At 68.5% G+C, this 16,940-nt stretch carries 15 protein-coding genes; 4 read left to right on the top strand and 11 right to left on the bottom strand.

Annotation, left to right across the window (positions count from 1 at the left end; all coding sequences use genetic code 11):
• Positions 1-134: 134 nt before the first annotated feature.
• Positions 135-1,463 carry a ClC family H(+)/Cl(-) exchange transporter gene (locus tag ACFUEJ_RS04650; protein WP_068970721.1) on the bottom strand — a complete coding sequence of 443 codons (1,329 nt, stop codon included), beginning with the start codon at positions 1,461-1,463 and terminating at the stop codon, positions 135-137.
• A 26-nt stretch (positions 1,464-1,489) separates the two neighbouring features.
• On the bottom strand, positions 1,490-2,527 hold the full coding sequence (locus ACFUEJ_RS04645) for an Lrp/AsnC family transcriptional regulator (protein ID WP_068970724.1): 1,038 nt from the start codon (positions 2,525-2,527) through the stop codon (positions 1,490-1,492).
• A 144-nt stretch (positions 2,528-2,671) separates the two neighbouring features.
• On the opposite strand from ACFUEJ_RS04645, the gene ACFUEJ_RS04640 reads away from it, so the two are divergent.
• A complete protein-coding gene (locus ACFUEJ_RS04640) occupies positions 2,672-4,237 on the top strand; it encodes an MFS transporter (protein ID WP_068970720.1) in 1,566 nt (521 codons plus the stop codon).
• A gap of 15 nt (positions 4,238-4,252) precedes the next feature.
• Here the strand turns inward: ACFUEJ_RS04640 and ACFUEJ_RS04635 are convergent, their stop codons facing one another.
• The 7 genes from ACFUEJ_RS04635 to ACFUEJ_RS04605 form a co-directional block, all read right to left on the bottom strand.
• On the bottom strand, positions 4,253-4,732 hold the full coding sequence (locus ACFUEJ_RS04635) for a hypothetical protein (protein WP_223258887.1): 480 nt from the start codon (positions 4,730-4,732) through the stop codon (positions 4,253-4,255).
• 32 nt (positions 4,733-4,764) lie between these two features.
• Positions 4,765-5,646 (bottom strand): LLM class flavin-dependent oxidoreductase, encoded by an 882-nt coding sequence (locus ACFUEJ_RS04630; protein ID WP_068970722.1) that lies wholly within the window; start codon positions 5,644-5,646, stop codon positions 4,765-4,767.
• Between the two features lie 109 nt (positions 5,647-5,755).
• Entirely contained in the window at positions 5,756-7,039 is a 1,284-nt protein-coding gene (locus ACFUEJ_RS04625; RefSeq protein WP_068970719.1) for a fatty acid desaturase, read from the bottom strand.
• Between the two features lie 8 nt (positions 7,040-7,047).
• Positions 7,048-8,160: a ferredoxin reductase gene (locus tag ACFUEJ_RS04620; protein WP_058249872.1), complete on the bottom strand. Its 1,113-nt coding sequence runs from the start codon at positions 8,158-8,160 to the stop codon at positions 7,048-7,050.
• 142 nt (positions 8,161-8,302) lie between these two features.
• Complete coding sequence (locus ACFUEJ_RS04615; RefSeq protein ID WP_068970718.1) at positions 8,303-8,782, bottom strand: DUF456 domain-containing protein; 480 nt, start codon at positions 8,780-8,782, stop codon at positions 8,303-8,305.
• 15 nt (positions 8,783-8,797) lie between these two features.
• On the bottom strand, positions 8,798-10,480 hold the full coding sequence (purT, locus tag ACFUEJ_RS04610; protein WP_388027822.1) for a formate-dependent phosphoribosylglycinamide formyltransferase: 1,683 nt from the start codon (positions 10,478-10,480) through the stop codon (positions 8,798-8,800).
• Between the two features lie 79 nt (positions 10,481-10,559).
• Positions 10,560-10,916, bottom strand: a complete 357-nt coding sequence (locus tag ACFUEJ_RS04605; RefSeq protein WP_068971293.1) for a UBP-type zinc finger domain-containing protein — start codon at positions 10,914-10,916, stop codon at positions 10,560-10,562.
• A 43-nt stretch (positions 10,917-10,959) separates the two neighbouring features.
• Between ACFUEJ_RS04605 and ACFUEJ_RS04600 the strand changes: the two genes are divergently transcribed.
• Together ACFUEJ_RS04600 and ACFUEJ_RS04595 are read left to right on the top strand one after the other, a co-directional pair.
• Positions 10,960-12,552, top strand: a complete 1,593-nt coding sequence (locus ACFUEJ_RS04600; RefSeq protein WP_388027819.1) for a Na+/H+ antiporter — start codon at positions 10,960-10,962, stop codon at positions 12,550-12,552.
• Positions 12,553-12,624: 72 nt separating this feature from the next.
• Positions 12,625-13,023 carry a hypothetical protein gene (locus ACFUEJ_RS04595; RefSeq protein WP_068971291.1) on the top strand — a complete coding sequence of 133 codons (399 nt, stop codon included), beginning with the start codon at positions 12,625-12,627 and terminating at the stop codon, positions 13,021-13,023.
• Between the two features lie 9 nt (positions 13,024-13,032).
• On the opposite strand, the gene ACFUEJ_RS04590 is transcribed toward ACFUEJ_RS04595, so the two are convergent.
• Together ACFUEJ_RS04590 and ACFUEJ_RS04585 are read right to left on the bottom strand one after the other, a co-directional pair.
• The gene (locus ACFUEJ_RS04590; RefSeq protein ID WP_068971295.1) at positions 13,033-14,586 is read right to left on the bottom strand and encodes an adenylate/guanylate cyclase domain-containing protein; all 1,554 of its coding nucleotides are present in this window, start codon (positions 14,584-14,586) and stop codon (positions 13,033-13,035) included.
• Positions 14,587-14,915: 329 nt separating this feature from the next.
• Positions 14,916-16,202 carry an adenylosuccinate synthase gene (locus ACFUEJ_RS04585; RefSeq protein ID WP_388027815.1) on the bottom strand — a complete coding sequence of 429 codons (1,287 nt, stop codon included), beginning with the start codon at positions 16,200-16,202 and terminating at the stop codon, positions 14,916-14,918.
• Positions 16,203-16,283: 81 nt separating this feature from the next.
• On the opposite strand from ACFUEJ_RS04585, the gene ACFUEJ_RS04580 reads away from it, so the two are divergent.
• Complete coding sequence (locus ACFUEJ_RS04580; protein WP_388027813.1) at positions 16,284-16,940, top strand: hypothetical protein; 657 nt, start codon at positions 16,284-16,286, stop codon at positions 16,938-16,940.

Here is a 16,940-nt window from a genome sequence, read left to right as displayed (position 1 = left end):
CGTGCTCGGCCCGGCGGCTCACGCTCCTCGCACCTCAGGGGGCAATGGTTATGTCGTTCTTTCGAATTAGGGACCAGTGAGTGTGTGGCTCTTCCGGATTAGGGAGCACGGGCGGCAGCTCGCAAGCTCGCTCCTCAGGGAGCGGAGGGAGGCTCTTCTCGTCCAGCCGGTTTCGCGAGCATCCGCTCGCGAAGCGAGTCGTAGACCGGCGGCGACCCGGACAGATGGGCGACGAGCACCGCGGCGGCCGTCGCGGCCAGCATGGGGAGGGCGACCGTGGTCGTCGCGGTCATCTCCATCACGACGACCATCCCGGTGAGCGGGGCCCGGACGACCGCGCCGAACAGCGCCGCCATCCCGGCGAGGATCATCGCGCCCCGGAATCCCGACGCACCTGAATCCGGTTGTTGCACAATGATGTCGGCGACCTCGGCGAAGGCGGCACCCCACAGGGCGCCGAGCGCGAGCAGCGGTGCGAACAGGCCACCGGGCGTGCCCGCGGCATAGGAGAGCGGACCCGCGACGAACCGGACGAGGAAGAGCGCGACGAGTGCGGGGAGTACGACACCGCCGTCGACGACCGCCTGGGTGAGGCCGTCCCCGCCGCCCGCGGTACGAGCGTCGAGGGCGAGAAGCGCACCGATCGCCGCGCCGATGAGGGCGGCGCGACCGATCGGCGGCACCCGCGAGAATCGACCGACCCAGCCGAGGGTGCCGAGAACCATTCGGCTGTAGGCGATCCCGATGAGTCCGGAGACGAGACCGAAGACCACGAAGACGGGCAGCACCGTCACCGACGGCACGTCGAGCGAGGGCACGTCGAACTCCGGGCGGTCTCCCAGGATGACCCGTCCGGCGGCGACGGCAGCCACCACGGCGAACACCGTCGGCACCACGAGGCGCAACCGGACCGAGCGGCCGACCTCCTCGAGTGCGAAGAGCGCGCCGCCGATCGGAGCCGTGAACGCCACTGCCAGTCCGGCCCCGCTGAGCGACGTCTGCATCACCCGGACGTCGGCGTCGTCGAGACCGCCGCGCCGGCCGGTTTCCGCACCGACGACCGAACCGATGTGCACCGTCGGGCCTTCCCGGCCCAGCACGAGTCCGGAACCGATCGCGGCGAGCGCGCCGACGAACTTGGCCGGGATGAGGCGCAGGGGCGCCGGTGACGCCTCCCCGCGCTCGACGGCCTCCACGTGTTGGATACCGCTTCCCGCCGCGGTCGGCACCAACCGGACTGCGAGCGCGCCGAGCGCCGCACCGGTCGCGGTGACCGCAATCGGGAACAGCCACCCGGGGACACCGAGTCCCGCCGACCAGTCGAGCATCTCGACCCGCCAGCGGTCCAGGTGGTTCAGGCACCAGCGGAAGGCTCCACCGAGTACGCCGGTCAGCAGACCGGCGATGACCGCCAGCAGACACAACCGCACCAGGCCGCGGTCGGCACGCTGTGGCGAGATCACACGTGGACGCTACCCCGCCGCGGGCATCACGCCGGCTGAATCAACCGCCCCTGCACCACAAGCGAGGCGTTCTGCTTCAGCCGGCGCATCCGGATGCTGACCGAGTACCCGGTGACGCCGCCGATCGCGGCGACCCGGGTGCGCAGATAGTCGTGGAAATGCGCGGTGTCCCGGCAGATCACCGACACCATGAGGTTCCACTCGCCGCTGATCGCCGCCGCGAACGCCACCTCGTCGTGAGCCGCGAGTTCGGTGCCCACCTGATCGAGAGCCGAGGGGGTCACCGTCAACCACAGCGTGGCGCTCAGGTCGAAGCCGAGCCGGTCGGGGAGGATCTCGACGTCGTAGAAGAGCGCACCCCCGCGCTCGAGCGTGCGGAGCCGGCGGCGCACTCGTCCGACCGTCCATCCGCAGATCCGAGCCAGTTCTCGGTGCGCTCGCCGACCGTCCTGGGTCAGCGCGTCGATCAGCACGGCATCGCCGGCCGTCAACCGCGCGCCACCCGCCGGGGCATCCGACGACGGATCGTCCTGCTCGGGGTCCTCCGGCATGTCGTCGACCACAGCAGCCGCAGCGGAAGCGAGGAGGTCGCGGTCCCGGTCAGAGAGGTGGCCACCGAATCCGGTCCACCTCGACGCGGGGTGACCGGGATCGAAGGCGTGCAGGACGAGATCGATGCGGACGTCGGTCACCGAGGCTCGGGCGGGGAACGTCTTGGCGATGGCCTCCTCACCGGCCACGCCGAGCGGCGCCCGGATGAGACAGATGATCTCCGCACCACCGGACGCGACATACGCGAAGGCGACATCACGCCGGCGAGCGAGCGAGGACGCGAGCGGTTCCATCCGGTCCGGACGGCACCGCACCCGCGCCACCCACTCCGACTGGCCGCGGACGGACGGCTTGATGATCCCGACGACCTTCATCACGCCGGCCCGCCGCATCGCCTGGTAGCGGCGCGCCGCGGTCTGCTCCGAGATTCCGGCCACCTCACCCAGCTGGCGGAACGTCGCACGCGGCGACACCTGCAGCGCACGGAGGATCGTGCCGTCGATGTCGTCCATGGTGGAGGAAGTGTATCGCCGCGCGACCCACAGTGCCGTATCGATACCGGCACTCGGGATCTGTGCGTGGTTTCGTAGACGCGGACCAGACAATGAACTCCTGCGCCGTTCGGCGACCCTCATCGACCTGCGAAAGCGAGCGCGTTGACCGCGACCATCTCCCCCGTTCCCACCGGCGTACCGACTCCCCCGGCACGTCGGACGGCCACCGTCGTGATGGCCTGCCTCGGCGTCTTCGTCGCCTACCTGCCCATCACGAGCGTCGCCGTCACCCTGCCGGCGATCGGCACCGCCTTCGGCGCCTCGACCGCCCAGTTGTCCTGGGTACAAGACGCGTTCGTCCTGCCGATGGCCGCATTCATCCTCACCGCCGGGGTGTTCGGCGACGTGCACGGCCGTCGCAAGGTCTATCTGGTGGGGCTCTGCCTCACGGCGTCGGGCGCGTTGGTGGCGCTGTGTGCGCAATCGATCAGCATGGTGTGGATCGGACAGGCGCTCGCCGGAACGGGCGCGGCCGCCCTCCTGCCCACGACCCTGGCACTGATCAGTCACGCGGTCCCCGACTTCCGGGAACGGGGCAAGTTCATCGGCATCTGGGCGTCGGCGCTCATGCTCTCGCTGACCGTCGGGCCGCTGGTCGCGGGTCCGGTCGCCGAGTCCGCCGGCTGGCGATGGATCTACCTGCTGCCGATCCCGATCGCCCTCATCGCGCTGGCGGTGGCCGCGACGATGCTCCCGGAATCCCGCGCACCCCATGCCCGTCGCCTCGACTGGTCCGGCCAGATCTCGGCCGCGATCGCCGTCACGGCACTCGTCTTCGGCGTCATCGAGGCCGGCGTCTACGGCTTCGGCGACCCCCGCGTCGTCGCCGCGCTGCTGGCCGCCGCGGTCGCCGCAGTCGGGTTCGTCGTCATCGAAAAGCGTTCGGCGAGTCCGATGCTCGACCTCGACCTCTTCCGGAGCCGCGCCTTCACCGCCACCACCCTGGTCGCGATGATCGCCTTCCTGGCTCTGATCGGGTTCATCTTCGTGCTGAGCATGTATTTCGGGCTGGTTCAGCAACTGGGCACCGTCGAGGCCGGTTGGCGGCTGGCCCTCATGAACGGCGCCTCGATGCTGGTCGGCGGGCTCGCCGGCAAGATGATGCATCGAATTCACGCCCGGTTCCTGATCGGCGGCGGACTCCTGATGGTCGCCGGCGCCCAGTTCGCGCTGCTGACCCTCGACGCCCACACCTCCTTCGCCGCCATCTCGTGGCGTCTGGTCGTGCTCGGGCTCGGGATGGGACTGGTGATGGCGCCGATGACCGCGACCGCGGTGTCGGCCGTGCCCTACCACCTGTTGGGGATGGCCGCGGCTGGGAACAACGCCTTCCGTCAGGTCGGCGGCGCGCTCGGCCCGGCCGTGCTCGGCGCCCTCCTGACCGCCGGTGCGGTGAACTCGTTGCCGCAGAAGCTGATCGATGCCGGTGTCGCCGAGCCGGTACGTGACCGGGTGATCGGTGCGGTCGACACCGAGGGCCTGGCCGCCGCGAGCGGCCTGAACCTCGGCGCCGACGCCCCGGCCGTGATGAGCGCCGTCGGCGACGCCTTCCTCGACGGAATGCGTCTGTGCCTCACGTTCTCCGGCGTGCTCACCGCGGCCGCTGCGATCCTCGCACTCGTGATGCTGCGCCCCGGGCGGGCCGTCGAGGAGCAGCCGGCGGGCTGACCGCCGGTCGGTCCGTCAGCTCCGGCGGCCCCCGACGAGTGAGGTGACGTAGCGCGCCGGGACGTCGAACCACACCTCGCGCACCGGGGCCTGCTGGAGCACCGAGCCGGGCAGCTCGGTCAAGTAGGTCAGACTCAATGTTCCGCTGAAGTCGGGGTTCACGCGCTCGAGCGCCGGGATCTCGATGACGAGCCCGCCGTCGTCGATGACCGCGCGGACCATCGAACCGCGCGGGGTCGTCCACTCGTGGTCGATGGCACGACCCGCCCGACCGGGCACGCTCGACATCGTCGCGAGGACGCGTCGGGGCGTCAGGACTACAGCACCGGTGAAGGGCCGGACGTTGCCCTGCGCCGATCGACCGGGCACTTGCCCGCTGAATCTCAGTGTCACGGGCACGAATTCGACGATGAGGTAGGCGCCGTCGGAGACGACCTGCGCACGGAGGTCGTCTGGGAGCTTGCCGATGCCGAGCATCCGGCGCAGGGAGGCCACCGCCACACCCTAGATCTCGGGACGCCGCGTCGTCAGGAGAACGCCGCCGCCACGTCCGCGGCGCGCCGGAGCTGATCAGGGTCCGAACTCGTCGGGATGAGTTGCACCTCGTCGGTACCGATGTCGGCAAACCGCCGCAGGACCTCGGCGAGCTCGGCCTCGGTGCCCGCCCACCCGGTGGTGGGTGCGATCGCGTCGACGAACTCCGACGGGATCCAGTTCATGTAGTGATGCAGGTGCCGGGTCACCTGCGCTCGGGGACCGTCGCCCTCACCGATCGCGAACCAGAACGACGTCGCGAGATGCGGTGCCGCCCGACCGGCATCCGCCCATGCCGACCGGGCAACATCGAAGAGCTCGTTCTGCTTGTCGGCATCGAGATCAAGGGTGACTCCGGCGATTCCGTCCGCCCAATCAACCGCGCTACGAATCGTCTTCGGCCCGGTGGTCCCGACATGCAGTACCGGACCGCCCTTCCGGTGCGGCGGCGGACCGACCGGCAGGACCGACTCGGTGAGTTTCTCCCCGGCCCACACCCGTTTCATCGTCTCGGCCCGGTCGGCGAGTTGACGCATCGTCTGCGTGGACGGGTCCGCGCCGACGGCCCGGTAATCCTCGTGCCGCCCGCCGACCCCGAGTGCCACGGTGAGGCGTCCTCCCGACAGCATGTCGCCGGTCGCCAACGACTTGGCGAGCATCACCGGGTCGTGCAGCTGCGGCACGACGACCGTCATCACGAGCGGCACCCGTCGCGTCCACGCCGCCAGCGCGCCGAGGAAGGTCAGGCATTCCGGATTGTCGAACGCGATACGTTCACCCCAGCACAGCGAGCTGAACGGACCGTCGTCGATGGTGGTGGCCCACGAATGGAGCATCTCGGCGTCGAGATCCGGCTCCATCACAGGCATGGTCATCCCGATGCGCACGTGCGTCATTCTGACACGGACGCACGATGCCCCGGGGGTTATTCGCAGATGTCGCGCATCGTCGCGAAAAGCGCAACGATGCGCGACATCTGTTATGTCACAACTGGTTCCATGCCGGGCGGCCCGACGCGGCCCGCCCCACATGCGCCGACCGCACCGGGGAATTCTTGAGTTCACGCAACGCCGTCCGCAGACCCCGTCGCTTCCCGGTCGCCGGGTCGACGCCGAAGTGGTCACTCATGCCCTCGCGGATCGCGAAGCGCAGCTCCGACGCCGTCTCCGGCGCGTCATCCGACGTCGCCTTCAACAACGAGTTCGGCAGTGCCAGCTTCGCGATGGTCCGGAACGACTGGGCATATTGACCCAGGAGGGTCCCCGTCGTGTACGGCAGGTCGTATTTGTCACACAACTCGCGGACACGCACACCGATTTCCTCGTACCTGCTGCTCGGCAGGTCGGGGAACAGGTGGTGTTCGATCTGATGACTGAGGTTCCCGCTCATGAACCGCATCAGCGGTCCGGCCTTGAAGTTGGCCGATCCCAACATCTGACGCAGATACCAGCGCGGTTGGTCCTCGTTCTCGAACTCGTCGACCGTGAACTTCTCGGCTCCGTCGGGGAAGTGACCACAGAAGATCACCATGTACGCCCAGTAGTTCCGGATGATGTTCGAGGTGAAGTTCGCGGTGAGCGTCGTCTTCCAGTTCGGACCCGCCAGAGCCGGGAAGATCAGATAGTCCTTGGCCGCCTGTTTGCCGACCTTGGTGCCGATCACCCGGAGATCCTTGGCCGCCTGACGGTAGGTCTTCTCTTTGTTGCGCAGCTTCTCCGTCTCCAGATGGTGCAGCGCCACACCGTATTCGAAGAACGTGCCGAGCGTCAGGTTGTAGATCGGGTTACCGACGTTCCACCACTCCCAGGGCTGGTCCCGGGTGACGCGCAGGATTCCGTAGCCCACGTCGTCGTCCATCCCGACGACGTTCGTGTACTTGTGATGGACGAAGTTGTGCGAGTGCTTCCACTGCACGCTCGGGCAGGTGGTGTCCCACTCCCACGACGACGAGTGGACCTCCGGATCGTTCATCCAGTCCCACTGGCCGTGCATCACGTTGTGGCCCAGTTCCATGTTCTCGATGATCTTGGCGAGCGAGAGCATCGCGGTCCCGGCAGCCCAGGCGACCTTCTTGTCGCTGAACATCAGGGCGAGCCGGCCACCGGCAGCGAGGCTGCGCTGCAGGGTGATGGCCCGGCGGATGTACTTGGCGTCGGCCTCGCCCCGCGACTCCTCGATGTCACGACGGATGGCGTCCAACTCGGCGCCGAGGGTTTCGACGTCGCTCTCGGTGAGATGTGCGTATTGATCGATGTCGGTGATGGCCATGAAGCCTCCTACAGATCTAGGGTGCATTCACCAGACACGGCGCTGATGCATGTCTGGATTCGTTCTCCTTCGCGACGTTCCTCGCCGGTGCGCAGGTCACGCACGTAACCCCCGGCGAGCGGCACGACGCAGGTCTGGCAGATACCCATCCGGCAGCCGAACGCCATCTGGATTCCCAGGTTCTCCCCTGCTTCGAGAAGTGTTGTGGCGCCGTCGATCTCGGCTTCCTTGTCTGAGATCGCGAACTTCACGGTGCCGCCTTCGCCGCCGTGGTCGGTGCGGGCGATGGCGAACCGCTCGACGTGCAGCCGCTCGCGCAGGCCGCCGTCCTCGTAGTGCGACTCCATCGCGTCGAGCAGCGCGACCGGTCCGCAGGCCCAGCATTCGCGTTCACGCCAGTCCGGCGCCCACTCGTCCATCCGCGAGACGTCGAACTTGCCCATCTCCTTGGTCAGCTGGAGATTCAGATCGTAATCATCGGCCTCGTCGGCGAGCGTCTCCATCTCGTCGAGGAAGATCACGTCGTCGCGGGTGGGCGCGGAGTGGATGTGCACGATGTCGGGTGTCTGACCGTGCGAACTCAGCTGCCGCAGCATCGCCATGACGGGAGTGATCCCGCTGCCCGCGGTCACGAACAGGATCTTGCCCGGAACCGGCTCGGGCAGATGGAAGTCGCCCTTGGGCGACTGCAGCCGGATGATCGTCCCGGGGCTGACGCCGTCGACGAGATGCGACGACAGGAATCCGTCGGGGTTCGCCTTGACCGTGATCGCGATGGTCTTGTCCTCGTTGGCGCCGAACGACGTCAACGAGTACGACCGCCAGTGCCACTTGCCCTCGATCTGCAGACCGATCCCGACGTACTGGCCCGGTTTGTACGACTCGGGGAACCCCCAGCCCGTCCGAATGGTGACGGTGGCGGTGTCGTCGGTCTCCTTGGTCACGTCGAGCACCTTGCCGCGGAGCTCGCGCGCGCTCCACAGCGGATTGATCAGGTGCAGATAGTCGTCGGGCAGCAACGGGGTGGTCGCTCGGGCCACCAGACCCCGGATGATGTTGACCTCCGGTTTCCGGGCCTCGACCCCGGCCGCCGGCCGCTTGCTCCACTTCAACAGGTTCACTCAGACTCCTCCCCTAGAAATCCCCACGGCTGGAGTTACTGACCGGTATTACCCTTCGGTGCACGACTGTACACATCAATCGGTGACCGCGATCACAAGATTTGATACTGGCAGGTCACGACCGGTGCCGCGACCCGTTCGGTCACCAGGTGAAGGCGCCGCCGGTCCAGATGCCCGTCGCGATCAGCGCGAAGAGGAGTTCGATGCCGATCGTCTTCACCGCCGCCTTCAGCGCCGAGAACGCGCCCCGCCACGCGCCGTCGAAGCTGCGCGTGCGAACGAGTTCCGATGCCAGCGCGCCCACGATGAAGCCGAGCAGCAGGCCGATGACGGGGACGACGAAGAAGCCGACGATGCCGACCAGGCCCCCGACCACGATCGTGCGGTTCGGGATCGCGTCCGCGCGCAGCGACCGGCCCGCGATCAGGTACTTGAGCACCTCGCCGACGCCGATGACGACGAGGGCCAGAGCGAATACCGACCAGGCCCAACCACCCACGACGAGGGCCCAGACGAACAGTGCGCCGACGATGAGCAAGGTGCCGGGCAGGATCGGCACGACGATGCCCACCAGGCCCACCAAGATCACCGCTGCGACCAGCAGCTCACCCCAGAACGGCACCCGGACCTCGTCCGATCACTCGCCGGGCTTCGACGACGCACCGGGGCGCGCGTCGGCGGGCCGGTCGTCGGTCTTGACCATCGAGGTCATCGCCGGGGCCTGATCGTGCGGGGCCTTTTCGTGCGGGGCCGGCCGTGGCGGCGGGCCCGACGGACGCGGCGGGGTCCCCGACGGGGGTATCGGCGCGGGCGGTACCGGGCGCGGACCCCCGGCCGGCCGCGGTACGGGTGGCCGGGGCCCGGGCGGCGGTCCCGGACGACCGGGCGGCGGTCCCAGCGGCGCACCCGGTGGTTTCAGTACACCGGGAGGCGGACCCACGGGTCCGCGCGGCGGGCCGACCGGGCCGGGCGGTGGCCCGGGGCGTCGCGGGGGCGCCGGGGGCGGGGTCGGCGGAAGGGTGGCGGCCTTGCGAACGGCCGGGCGGCCCGGCACGGGTGTGACGAGCGACGCGGCGCGGACGGCACGCTCACGCGCGACCGGCACGTCGTCGGCTGTCGCAGTGACCACGCCCATGCGCCGGCGGTGGAAGCTCTCGGGCTTGCCGAACAGTCGGATGTCGGTCTCGGGTACGGCAAGTGCGGCGGCGACGTTCTCGAAACCGATCGCCGGCTCGTCGAGTTGCCCGTAGATGACGGCCGAGGCACCCGGGGACGCGAGCGTGACGTCGACCGGGAGACCGAGGATCGCCCGCGCGTGCATCTCGAACTCCGACAACCGCTGGGTCGCCATCGTGACGAGACCGGTGTCGTGCGGGCGGGGACTGACCTCGGAGAAGTAGACGTCGTCTCCCTTGACGAACAGTTCGACGCCGAAAACGCCGCGCCCGGCCAGCTTTCCGTCACCGAGGGCGGTGGCGATGCGCGCCGCGATCGAGGTCGCCGAGGCGTGCGCGTCGGCGCTCATCTCATGGGGCTGCCAGCTCTCCACGTAGTCGCCGTTGATCTGCCGGTGGCCGATGGGCGCACAGAAGTGGGACGTGAGCCGGCCGGTGGCCGGATTGATCGCACGAACCGTGAGAAGGGTGATCTCGTAATCGAATTCGACGAAGCCCTCGACGATGACGCGACTGCCCTGCACCCGACCGCCGGTGTTCGCGGTCTCCCAGGCCGAGGCCAGCTCCTCGGGGCCCCGCGCAACGGACTGCCCCTTGCCCGACGACGACATGACCGGCTTGATCACACACGGGAACCCGACCTGACGCGCCGCGACAGTGAGGTCCTCGAGAGTGTCGGCGAAGAGATACGGCGACGTCGGCAGCCCGAGTTCCTCGTCGGCGAGACGCCGGATTCCCTCGCGGTTCATCGTGGCGACGACAGCGCTCGCGGTCGGGATGACCTCGGCGATACCGCGTTCGGCGACGTCGACGAGGGCCTCGGTGGCGATCGCCTCGATCTCGGGCACCACGTACGCGGGACGATGCTTGTCGATGACCGCGTGCAGGGCGGCGGGATCGGTCATGTCGATGACCTCGGCATGGTGTGCGACCTGGTGGCCGGGCGCGTCGGCGTAGCGATCGACGGCGACGACCTCGACGCCGAGGCGCTGGAACGCGATCACGACCTCTTTGCCGAGTTCACCTGCCCCGAGGACCATCACCTTGGTCGCGGTCGGACTCAGCGGCGTGCCGATGACGTCCGGCGGCCCGGTCGTCGGCGCCGGCTGGGCTGCGCTGGTCGCACTCTCGCTGTTCGACGTCATCCTCAAATCCTACTTGCCGCCAGCACAGATCCCGGCGCACTCCTCCACCTCGTCGAACACACCAAGGACCGTCGGGTGATCATCCCGTCACCTCGTGCACGAAGCACCACCGCCACACCTCGCCCGGCTCGGCCGAACGCATGACCGGGTGCCCGGTCTCGTGGAAGTGACCGGTCGCGTGTCGTCGCGGGCTCGAATCGCAACAACCGATGTGCCCGCACGTCAGGCACTTCCGCAGATGTGCCCAGTGGGTCTCGCCGATCGCGACACAGTCCTGGCAACTGCGGTCGTCGCCCGATGCCGGCGCCGGGTCGGCGGCCGGCGCGGCGTCGAACGACTCCAGTTCGACGCAGCGCGCCGTGCTCGAGGCGTCGGAACCGGACCCCGCCGGCCCGGACGCGGCCGCGGCCGATGACTTCCGCCGAAAGATCTTCATGCCCGACATTATCCATCGGGCCGGCGCGATTAGAGTCGCTCGAATGGGCGCATCGCTATTGCTGGTCGCGGTCATCGCCGTGGCGATCGCCGCGCTGTGCCGCCGATACGGTTTGTCCTCTCCGCTGGTGCTGGTCACCGCCGGCCTCGCGATCGGATGGATCCCCGAGCTGCCGCCGATGACCCTGGAACCGGAACTCGTCCTCTTCCTCATCCTGCCGCCGCTGCTGTACTCGGCCGCGCAGGAGAGTTCATATCAGGCGTTCCGCGCCAACTGGCGGGCCATCGGCTTCCTGGCGGTCGGCCTGCCGCTGGTGACGACGCTCGTCGTCGGGTACGTCGCATACCTCGTCGTCCCCAACCTCCCGATCGCGGCGGCGCTGGTCCTCGGGGCCGTCGTCGCACCGCCCGATGCGGTGTCGGCGCAGGCGATCGGCCGGCGGCTGGGCTTGCCGCGCCGGATGATGACGCTGCTCGGCGGCGAGAGCCTGCTCAACGACGCGACCGCCCTGACCGCGTTCCGGATCGCGCTCGCCGCGGCGGTGGGGGCCACCGCGACGGTCGGCGAAGGGGTCCTGACGTTCGCGGTGGCCGCCCTCGGCGGCCTGATCGTGGGCCTCCTCGTCGGGGTGGTCGTGTCCTGGGTGCGTGTCTGGCTCACCGACCCGCCGATGGAGACCGCCATCGGCATCATCGTCCCGTTCGCCACGTACTACGCGGCCGAGGAACTGCACGGTTCGGGTGTCATCGCGGTGGTCACCGCCGGTCTCTACCTCGGCCACCGATCGGTGCGCCTGGGCTATGCGACGCGCCTGCAGGACGAGGCGGTGCGCAAGTCGATCGACACCATCCTCGAGTCGTTCGTCTTCTTGCTCATCGGGCTCCAGCTGCCCATGCTCATCGAGGGTGTCGAGAACGAGTCGTGGACGCAGATCGCCATCGACGCCGCGGCGGTCCTGGCAGCGACGATCCTCGTGCGCATCGTCTGGGTCTACCCGGCGACCTATCTGCCCCGACTGCTCTCGCGACGGATCCGCGACCGCGAGCCGCCGCCGAGTCCGGCGTCGGTGTTCGTCGTCTCCTGGGCCGGTATGCGTGGCGTGGTGTCACTGGCCGCCGCGTTCGCCATCCCCGTCTACACCGAGACGAACCAACCGTTCCCCGCCCGCGCCGAGATCCTGTTCCTGACCTTCGTGGTCGTGGTGGGGACGTTGCTGATCCAGGGCACCACCCTGCCCTGGGTCATCCGCTTCCTCGGGGTGAGCGGCGACGAGCGCGCCCAGGATCGGCTGGCGTATGCGGCCGCGCAGGACCGTGCGTCCCGGGAATCCGAACGGCGCCTCGACGATTACGCCACCGAACTGTCCGACGACGATCCGCGCCGGCTCCAGGTGGCGATGCTGCGCAAGTGGATCACCACGCAGCGCAATGTGGCCTGGGAAGAACTCGGCCGGGGTCCCGAGGATCTCGGTGAGAGTCCGACGTCCGCCGGGGCACGACTCCGGACGGAGATCCTGCAGATCCAGCGCGCGGTCTTCATCGCCGAACGCGACGCCGGACGCATCGACGACGAGGTGCTGCGAATCGCGTTGCGCCGGCTCGACTTCGCCGAGGGACAGGGCGACCGGGACGTCTAGTCCCCCATCCGAACGAACCCGGGGAGTTCTGCCCATTCCCACTTCGACAAGCCCTGTCCTACCTTCGCTCTCATGAACACGACCATCACCCGCCTGGCCACTGCCGGCGCTTCCCTCGTTCTCACCGCCGGCGCGCTCGCCGTCGGCACCTCGACCGCGGTTGCCGCGCCCTCGGCACCGTCCTGCGATGCCGGACAACGGACCGTCACCTCCGTCGTCACCGACCGGTCGGCGGCGTCGATCTGTCAGTGGCGCGCCGACGGCACCCTCGAGTACCGGGGTGTCGCGCGTTCGAGTGGGAACACCCTGTGCATCCCGGTGTCCGAGGTGCACGTGCAGGAGAACGGCAGCGGCCGTCACTACTACGTCGCCTACAACAACGGGTACAAGTACTCTGTCTTCGACGGACTGGGCCTGAGCATCGTCGGCCCGGACGGGCGGTTGATCAGCTCCGAAGACGCGATCGGCTGAGCGAGACCCTCACTCGTCGTCGACAAATGCGGCGAACACGGTCGTCTCCTCGGTCCGGCCGCGCAGCGAGGTGGTCTCCTGCTCCTCCCACCGCTCGGCCTCGTCCCGCTGCGCGGCCTTGACCGCCCGTCCGGAGGCCAACGGCCGCCGCGGATCCCGTTTGGCCAGTTCCGACAGGCGGGCACTCTCGTTGACCGGGTCACCGATGACGGTGTACTCGAATCTCTCGATGGCACCGACGTTCCCGGCGACCACGGCCCCGTGGCTGACCCCGACCCCGGCCGACAGGTCGGGCACCTCCTCGGCCAGGCCACGGGCGATGTCGCGAGCGGCGGCAAGAGCGCTGCCGGCGGCGTCGTCGAGGTCGATGGGTGCACCGAAGATGGCGAGCACCGCGTCGCCCTCGAATTTGTTCACCAGGCCGTCGTGTTCCTCGACCGCCCGCACGATGACCGCGAAGAACTTGTTGAGGATCTCGACCACCTCGGTCGGACGGCGCTGTGCGGCAAGTGTCGTCGATCCGATGACGTCGACGAACAGCGTGGCGGCGAGGCGTTCGGTCCCACCGAGTTCCGGGTTCGACGACATGGCCGCCTCAGCGACTTCGTGGCCCACGTGCCGCCCGAACAGGTCCCGTATCCGTTCTCGCTCACGGAGTCCGGCGACCATCGAGTTGAAACCGACCTGCAGGTCGCCGAGTTCGGTGCCGTCGTAGACGACGAGGTCGGCGTTGTCGAGGTCACCGTCGCTCACGCGGTTCATCCCGGCGCGCACGCTGCGGATGGGGCCGGTGACGCTCATGCTCGACAGCAGCGTCAGCAGCAGGCCGGTGAAGAGTGCGGTGACCCCGAGGACCGTGGCCCCGACGAACAGGTCGAGCTTGGAGGTCTCGTCCCGCGCGAGCCCGAAGGCCAGCACCAGCAGGATGCCGATGATCGGGATCGCCGAACCCACCATCCACGAGACGACCGAGCGCGCCTTCACACCGGTGCGTTTGCGTCGACGGTGTCCGGCCGAGATCAGTTCCGCCGCAACGGGACGCAGCGTGAAGTCGATGAACAGATACGAGATCGCCACCACCACGACGCCACTGAGGCTCACCACGAACAGCGTCTTCGGGATCAGCTGCGGGTCGACGATCCCGTACATGATGGTGAGCATCACGGTGGCGATGCCCCACAGGAATCCCTGCACCAGTGACAACCGCCACGGCAGCCGCATCGTCCGACGGGCATCGCGCTTGGTCGGCGCGACGTCGCGGATCGCCCAGCGCAGATCACGGACGCCGACGTAGGTGCCCCATCCGATTCCCACGACGAAGGCTGCGGTGATGTAGACGGGCACCACGATGAAGTTGACCCACCACAGTTCAGCGGTGAAGATGGTCGGCTGCGGGATGCCGACCGCGGTGAGCGCGACCGCGACGATCGCCCCGAACAGGTTGGCCACCACGATCGACGCGGTCAGCAGCGTCTGGATGCGGACCCGCTGTTTGACCGAGCTCTCGCCGACGGAGCCGAGCAGGATGGACCCGTAGTCGCGACTCCCCCGCTTGGCACGCATGGGCACTAGCTAATCACGAGCCGACCGCGATTCCGCGACGAGCTCGCCGAGCGGAGCATCACCCCGCCCCAACCCTGCTCTCTAATCCGAAGAAAGCGACCCCATTGCTCCCTGAGGTGTGAGGAGCGCAAGCAACTGCCAGCCGCCCCACTGGCCCCTGAGGTGCGAGGAGCGCAAGCGACGAGCCACGACGGGCCTGGTGAGACACGTTGCGAGCCCTTCGTGGCTCGCTTCGCTCGCACCTCAGGGAGCATGAAATCAGACGCTCACGGGTGTTCTTTCGTAGACCTCGACGGCCGCCAAGCCGCCGAAACCCCAGGAGCGAAGGGTCAGACGATCTCGCGCCGCACGATCGTCTGGTCCCGTCCCGGACCCACGCCCACGCACGAGATGTGCGCACCCGAGAGCTCCTCGAGCCGCAGGATGTAGTTCTGCGCGTTCTGGGGCAGTTCGTCGAAGGTCTTGCACTGGGAGATGTCCTCCCACCAGCCGGGCATCTCCTCGTAGATCGGCTTCGCGTGGTGGAAGCCGGTCTGGGTCATCGGCATCTCCTCGATGCGCTCACCGTCGACCTCGTAGGCCACGCAGATCGGCACGGTGTCGAGGCTGGAGAGGACGTCGAGCTTGGTGAGGAAGTAGTCGGTGATGCCGTTGACGCGGGTCGCGTAGCGGGCGATCACGGCGTCGAACCAGCCGCAGCGGCGGGCGCGACCGGTGGTGACACCCACCTCGCCGCCGGTCTTGGCGAGGTAGGCGCCCCACTCGTCGAAGAGTTCGGTGGGGAACGGTCCCGAGCCCACGCGGGTGGTGTAGGCCTTCAGGATGCCCAGGACGGTGGTGATCTTGTTGGGTCCGATGCCGGCGCCGACCGCGGCGCCGCCGGCGGTCGGATTCGACGACGTCACATACGGATAGGTGCCGTGGTCGACATCGAGCAGGGTGCCCTGGGAGCCCTCGAGCAGCACCGTCTCGCCGTTCTCCAGGGCCTGGTTGAGCAGCAGCCGGGTGTCGGCGATGCGGTGCTTGAATCCTTCGGCCTGCCCGAGGACCTCGTCGACGACCTGCGCCGGGTCGAGGGCCTTGCGGTTGTAGATCTTGACCAGGATCTGGTTCTTCAGCTCGAGCGCCGCCTCGACCTTCTGGGTGAGGATCTTCTCGTCGAGGACGTCGGCGACGCGCACGCCGACGCGGGCGATCTTGTCCTGGTAGCAGGGGCCGATTCCGCGACCCGTGGTCCCGATCTTCTTGTTGCCCAGGAAGCGCTCGGTGACCTTGTCGATCGCGACGTGGTACGGCATGAGCAGATGCGCGTCGGCGGAGATCAGCAGGCCGGAGGTGTCGACGTCGCGGTCCTCGAGGCCGCCGAGCTCGGTGAGCAGCACGCCGGGGTCGACGACCACGCCGTTGCCGATGACGTTCTGCACGCCGGGCGTCAGGATGCCGGACGGGATGAGGTGCAGCGCGAAGGATTCCCCGGTGGGGAGTACGACGGTGTGCCCGGCGTTGTTGCCACCCTGGTAGCGGACAACCCAGTTGATCCGGCCTCCGAGGAGGTCGGTCGCTTTGCCTTTGCCCTCGTCACCCCACTGGGCTCCGATAAGCACGATCGCGGCCATGTCCGGTACTCCTTTGTGTGGCGCGCTTGGGACCAAACCTGACCAACACTACTGGGTCGGCGCGCTCGATACGCTATCCGCGTGCCGTTTGCCCTTCTGAGCCAGACCAGCCGCGCCGACGACAAGAAGGCCGTCCGCGCCGCGGTCGCCGACGCCCTCACCGATCCCGACGTCACCCGACTCGTCGTCGAGCCGCGTGTCGCGGAGCGCTTCGCACCGACCGTGGCGCACGAGAACGACATCTTCCTGTCCCAGGTGCTGGCCGCATTGATGGTCACCGAACGACTCGACGTCGAGATCGCATACGTCTCCGCCGAGGCCACGCCCGCGACGCGTCGCTACCGGTTGCCGCACGGGCCGGCGGCGCGCGAGCTCGCCGAACACGGCACCGCGGTCGCGGTGCCGCTCATCCGCGACGACGCCGCGACCGTCATGGTCGGCAGCGCGCGTCACCTGGGCGCCGAGGGCGCGAAGCTGCACGGTGAGACCTACGTCGACAACGAGCGACTTTTCGACGGCGAGGTGCGTTCGATCCTCATCGAACCGACCGTGACCGCACCCGGCCTCCGCGCGCAGGTGGAGCGGATGTTGTTGCCGGGCAGGTGGTTCACCGGGCGCGCGTGCCAGACGGGAGGCACCAACGTCGTCGTCGAGCGCGAGGGCGTCGTGAACCCGCGCGTGCTCAAGCGGTCGACGTTCTACCGCCACGTCACCGATCTCCTGCTGGTGCGCCCCTGA

The organism is Gordonia sp. NPDC057258 (genome assembly GCF_042668985.1).
GTDB classification, from domain to species: Bacteria; Actinomycetota; Actinomycetes; order Mycobacteriales; family Mycobacteriaceae; genus Gordonia; species Gordonia hongkongensis.
This window is presented reverse-complemented; position numbering and strand designations above follow the sequence as displayed.

What these genes read in the sequence shown, in the direction of transcription:
- ACFUEJ_RS04645 (WP_068970724.1), bottom strand. Translation starts at nt 2,527, where the DNA reads ATGGACGACATCGACGGCACGATCCTCCGTGCGCTGCAGGTGTCGCCG.
- ACFUEJ_RS04630 (WP_068970722.1), bottom strand. Translation starts at nt 5,646, where the DNA reads ATGACCATGCCTGTGATGGAGCCGGATCTCGACGCCGAGATGCTCCAT.
- ACFUEJ_RS04600 (WP_388027819.1), top strand. Translation starts at nt 10,960, where the DNA reads ATGGGCGCATCGCTATTGCTGGTCGCGGTCATCGCCGTGGCGATCGCC.
- ACFUEJ_RS04595 (WP_068971291.1), top strand. Translation starts at nt 12,625, where the DNA reads ATGAACACGACCATCACCCGCCTGGCCACTGCCGGCGCTTCCCTCGTT.
- ACFUEJ_RS04625 (WP_068970719.1), bottom strand. Translation starts at nt 7,039, where the DNA reads ATGGCCATCACCGACATCGATCAATACGCACATCTCACCGAGAGCGAC.
- ACFUEJ_RS04590 (WP_068971295.1), bottom strand. Translation starts at nt 14,586, where the DNA reads ATGCGTGCCAAGCGGGGGAGTCGCGACTACGGGTCCATCCTGCTCGGC.
- ACFUEJ_RS04605 (WP_068971293.1), bottom strand. Translation starts at nt 10,916, where the DNA reads ATGAAGATCTTTCGGCGGAAGTCATCGGCCGCGGCCGCGTCCGGGCCG.
- purT (WP_388027822.1), bottom strand. Translation starts at nt 10,480, where the DNA reads ATGACGTCGAACAGCGAGAGTGCGACCAGCGCAGCCCAGCCGGCGCCG.
- ACFUEJ_RS04585 (WP_388027815.1), bottom strand. Translation starts at nt 16,202, where the DNA reads ATGGCCGCGATCGTGCTTATCGGAGCCCAGTGGGGTGACGAGGGCAAA.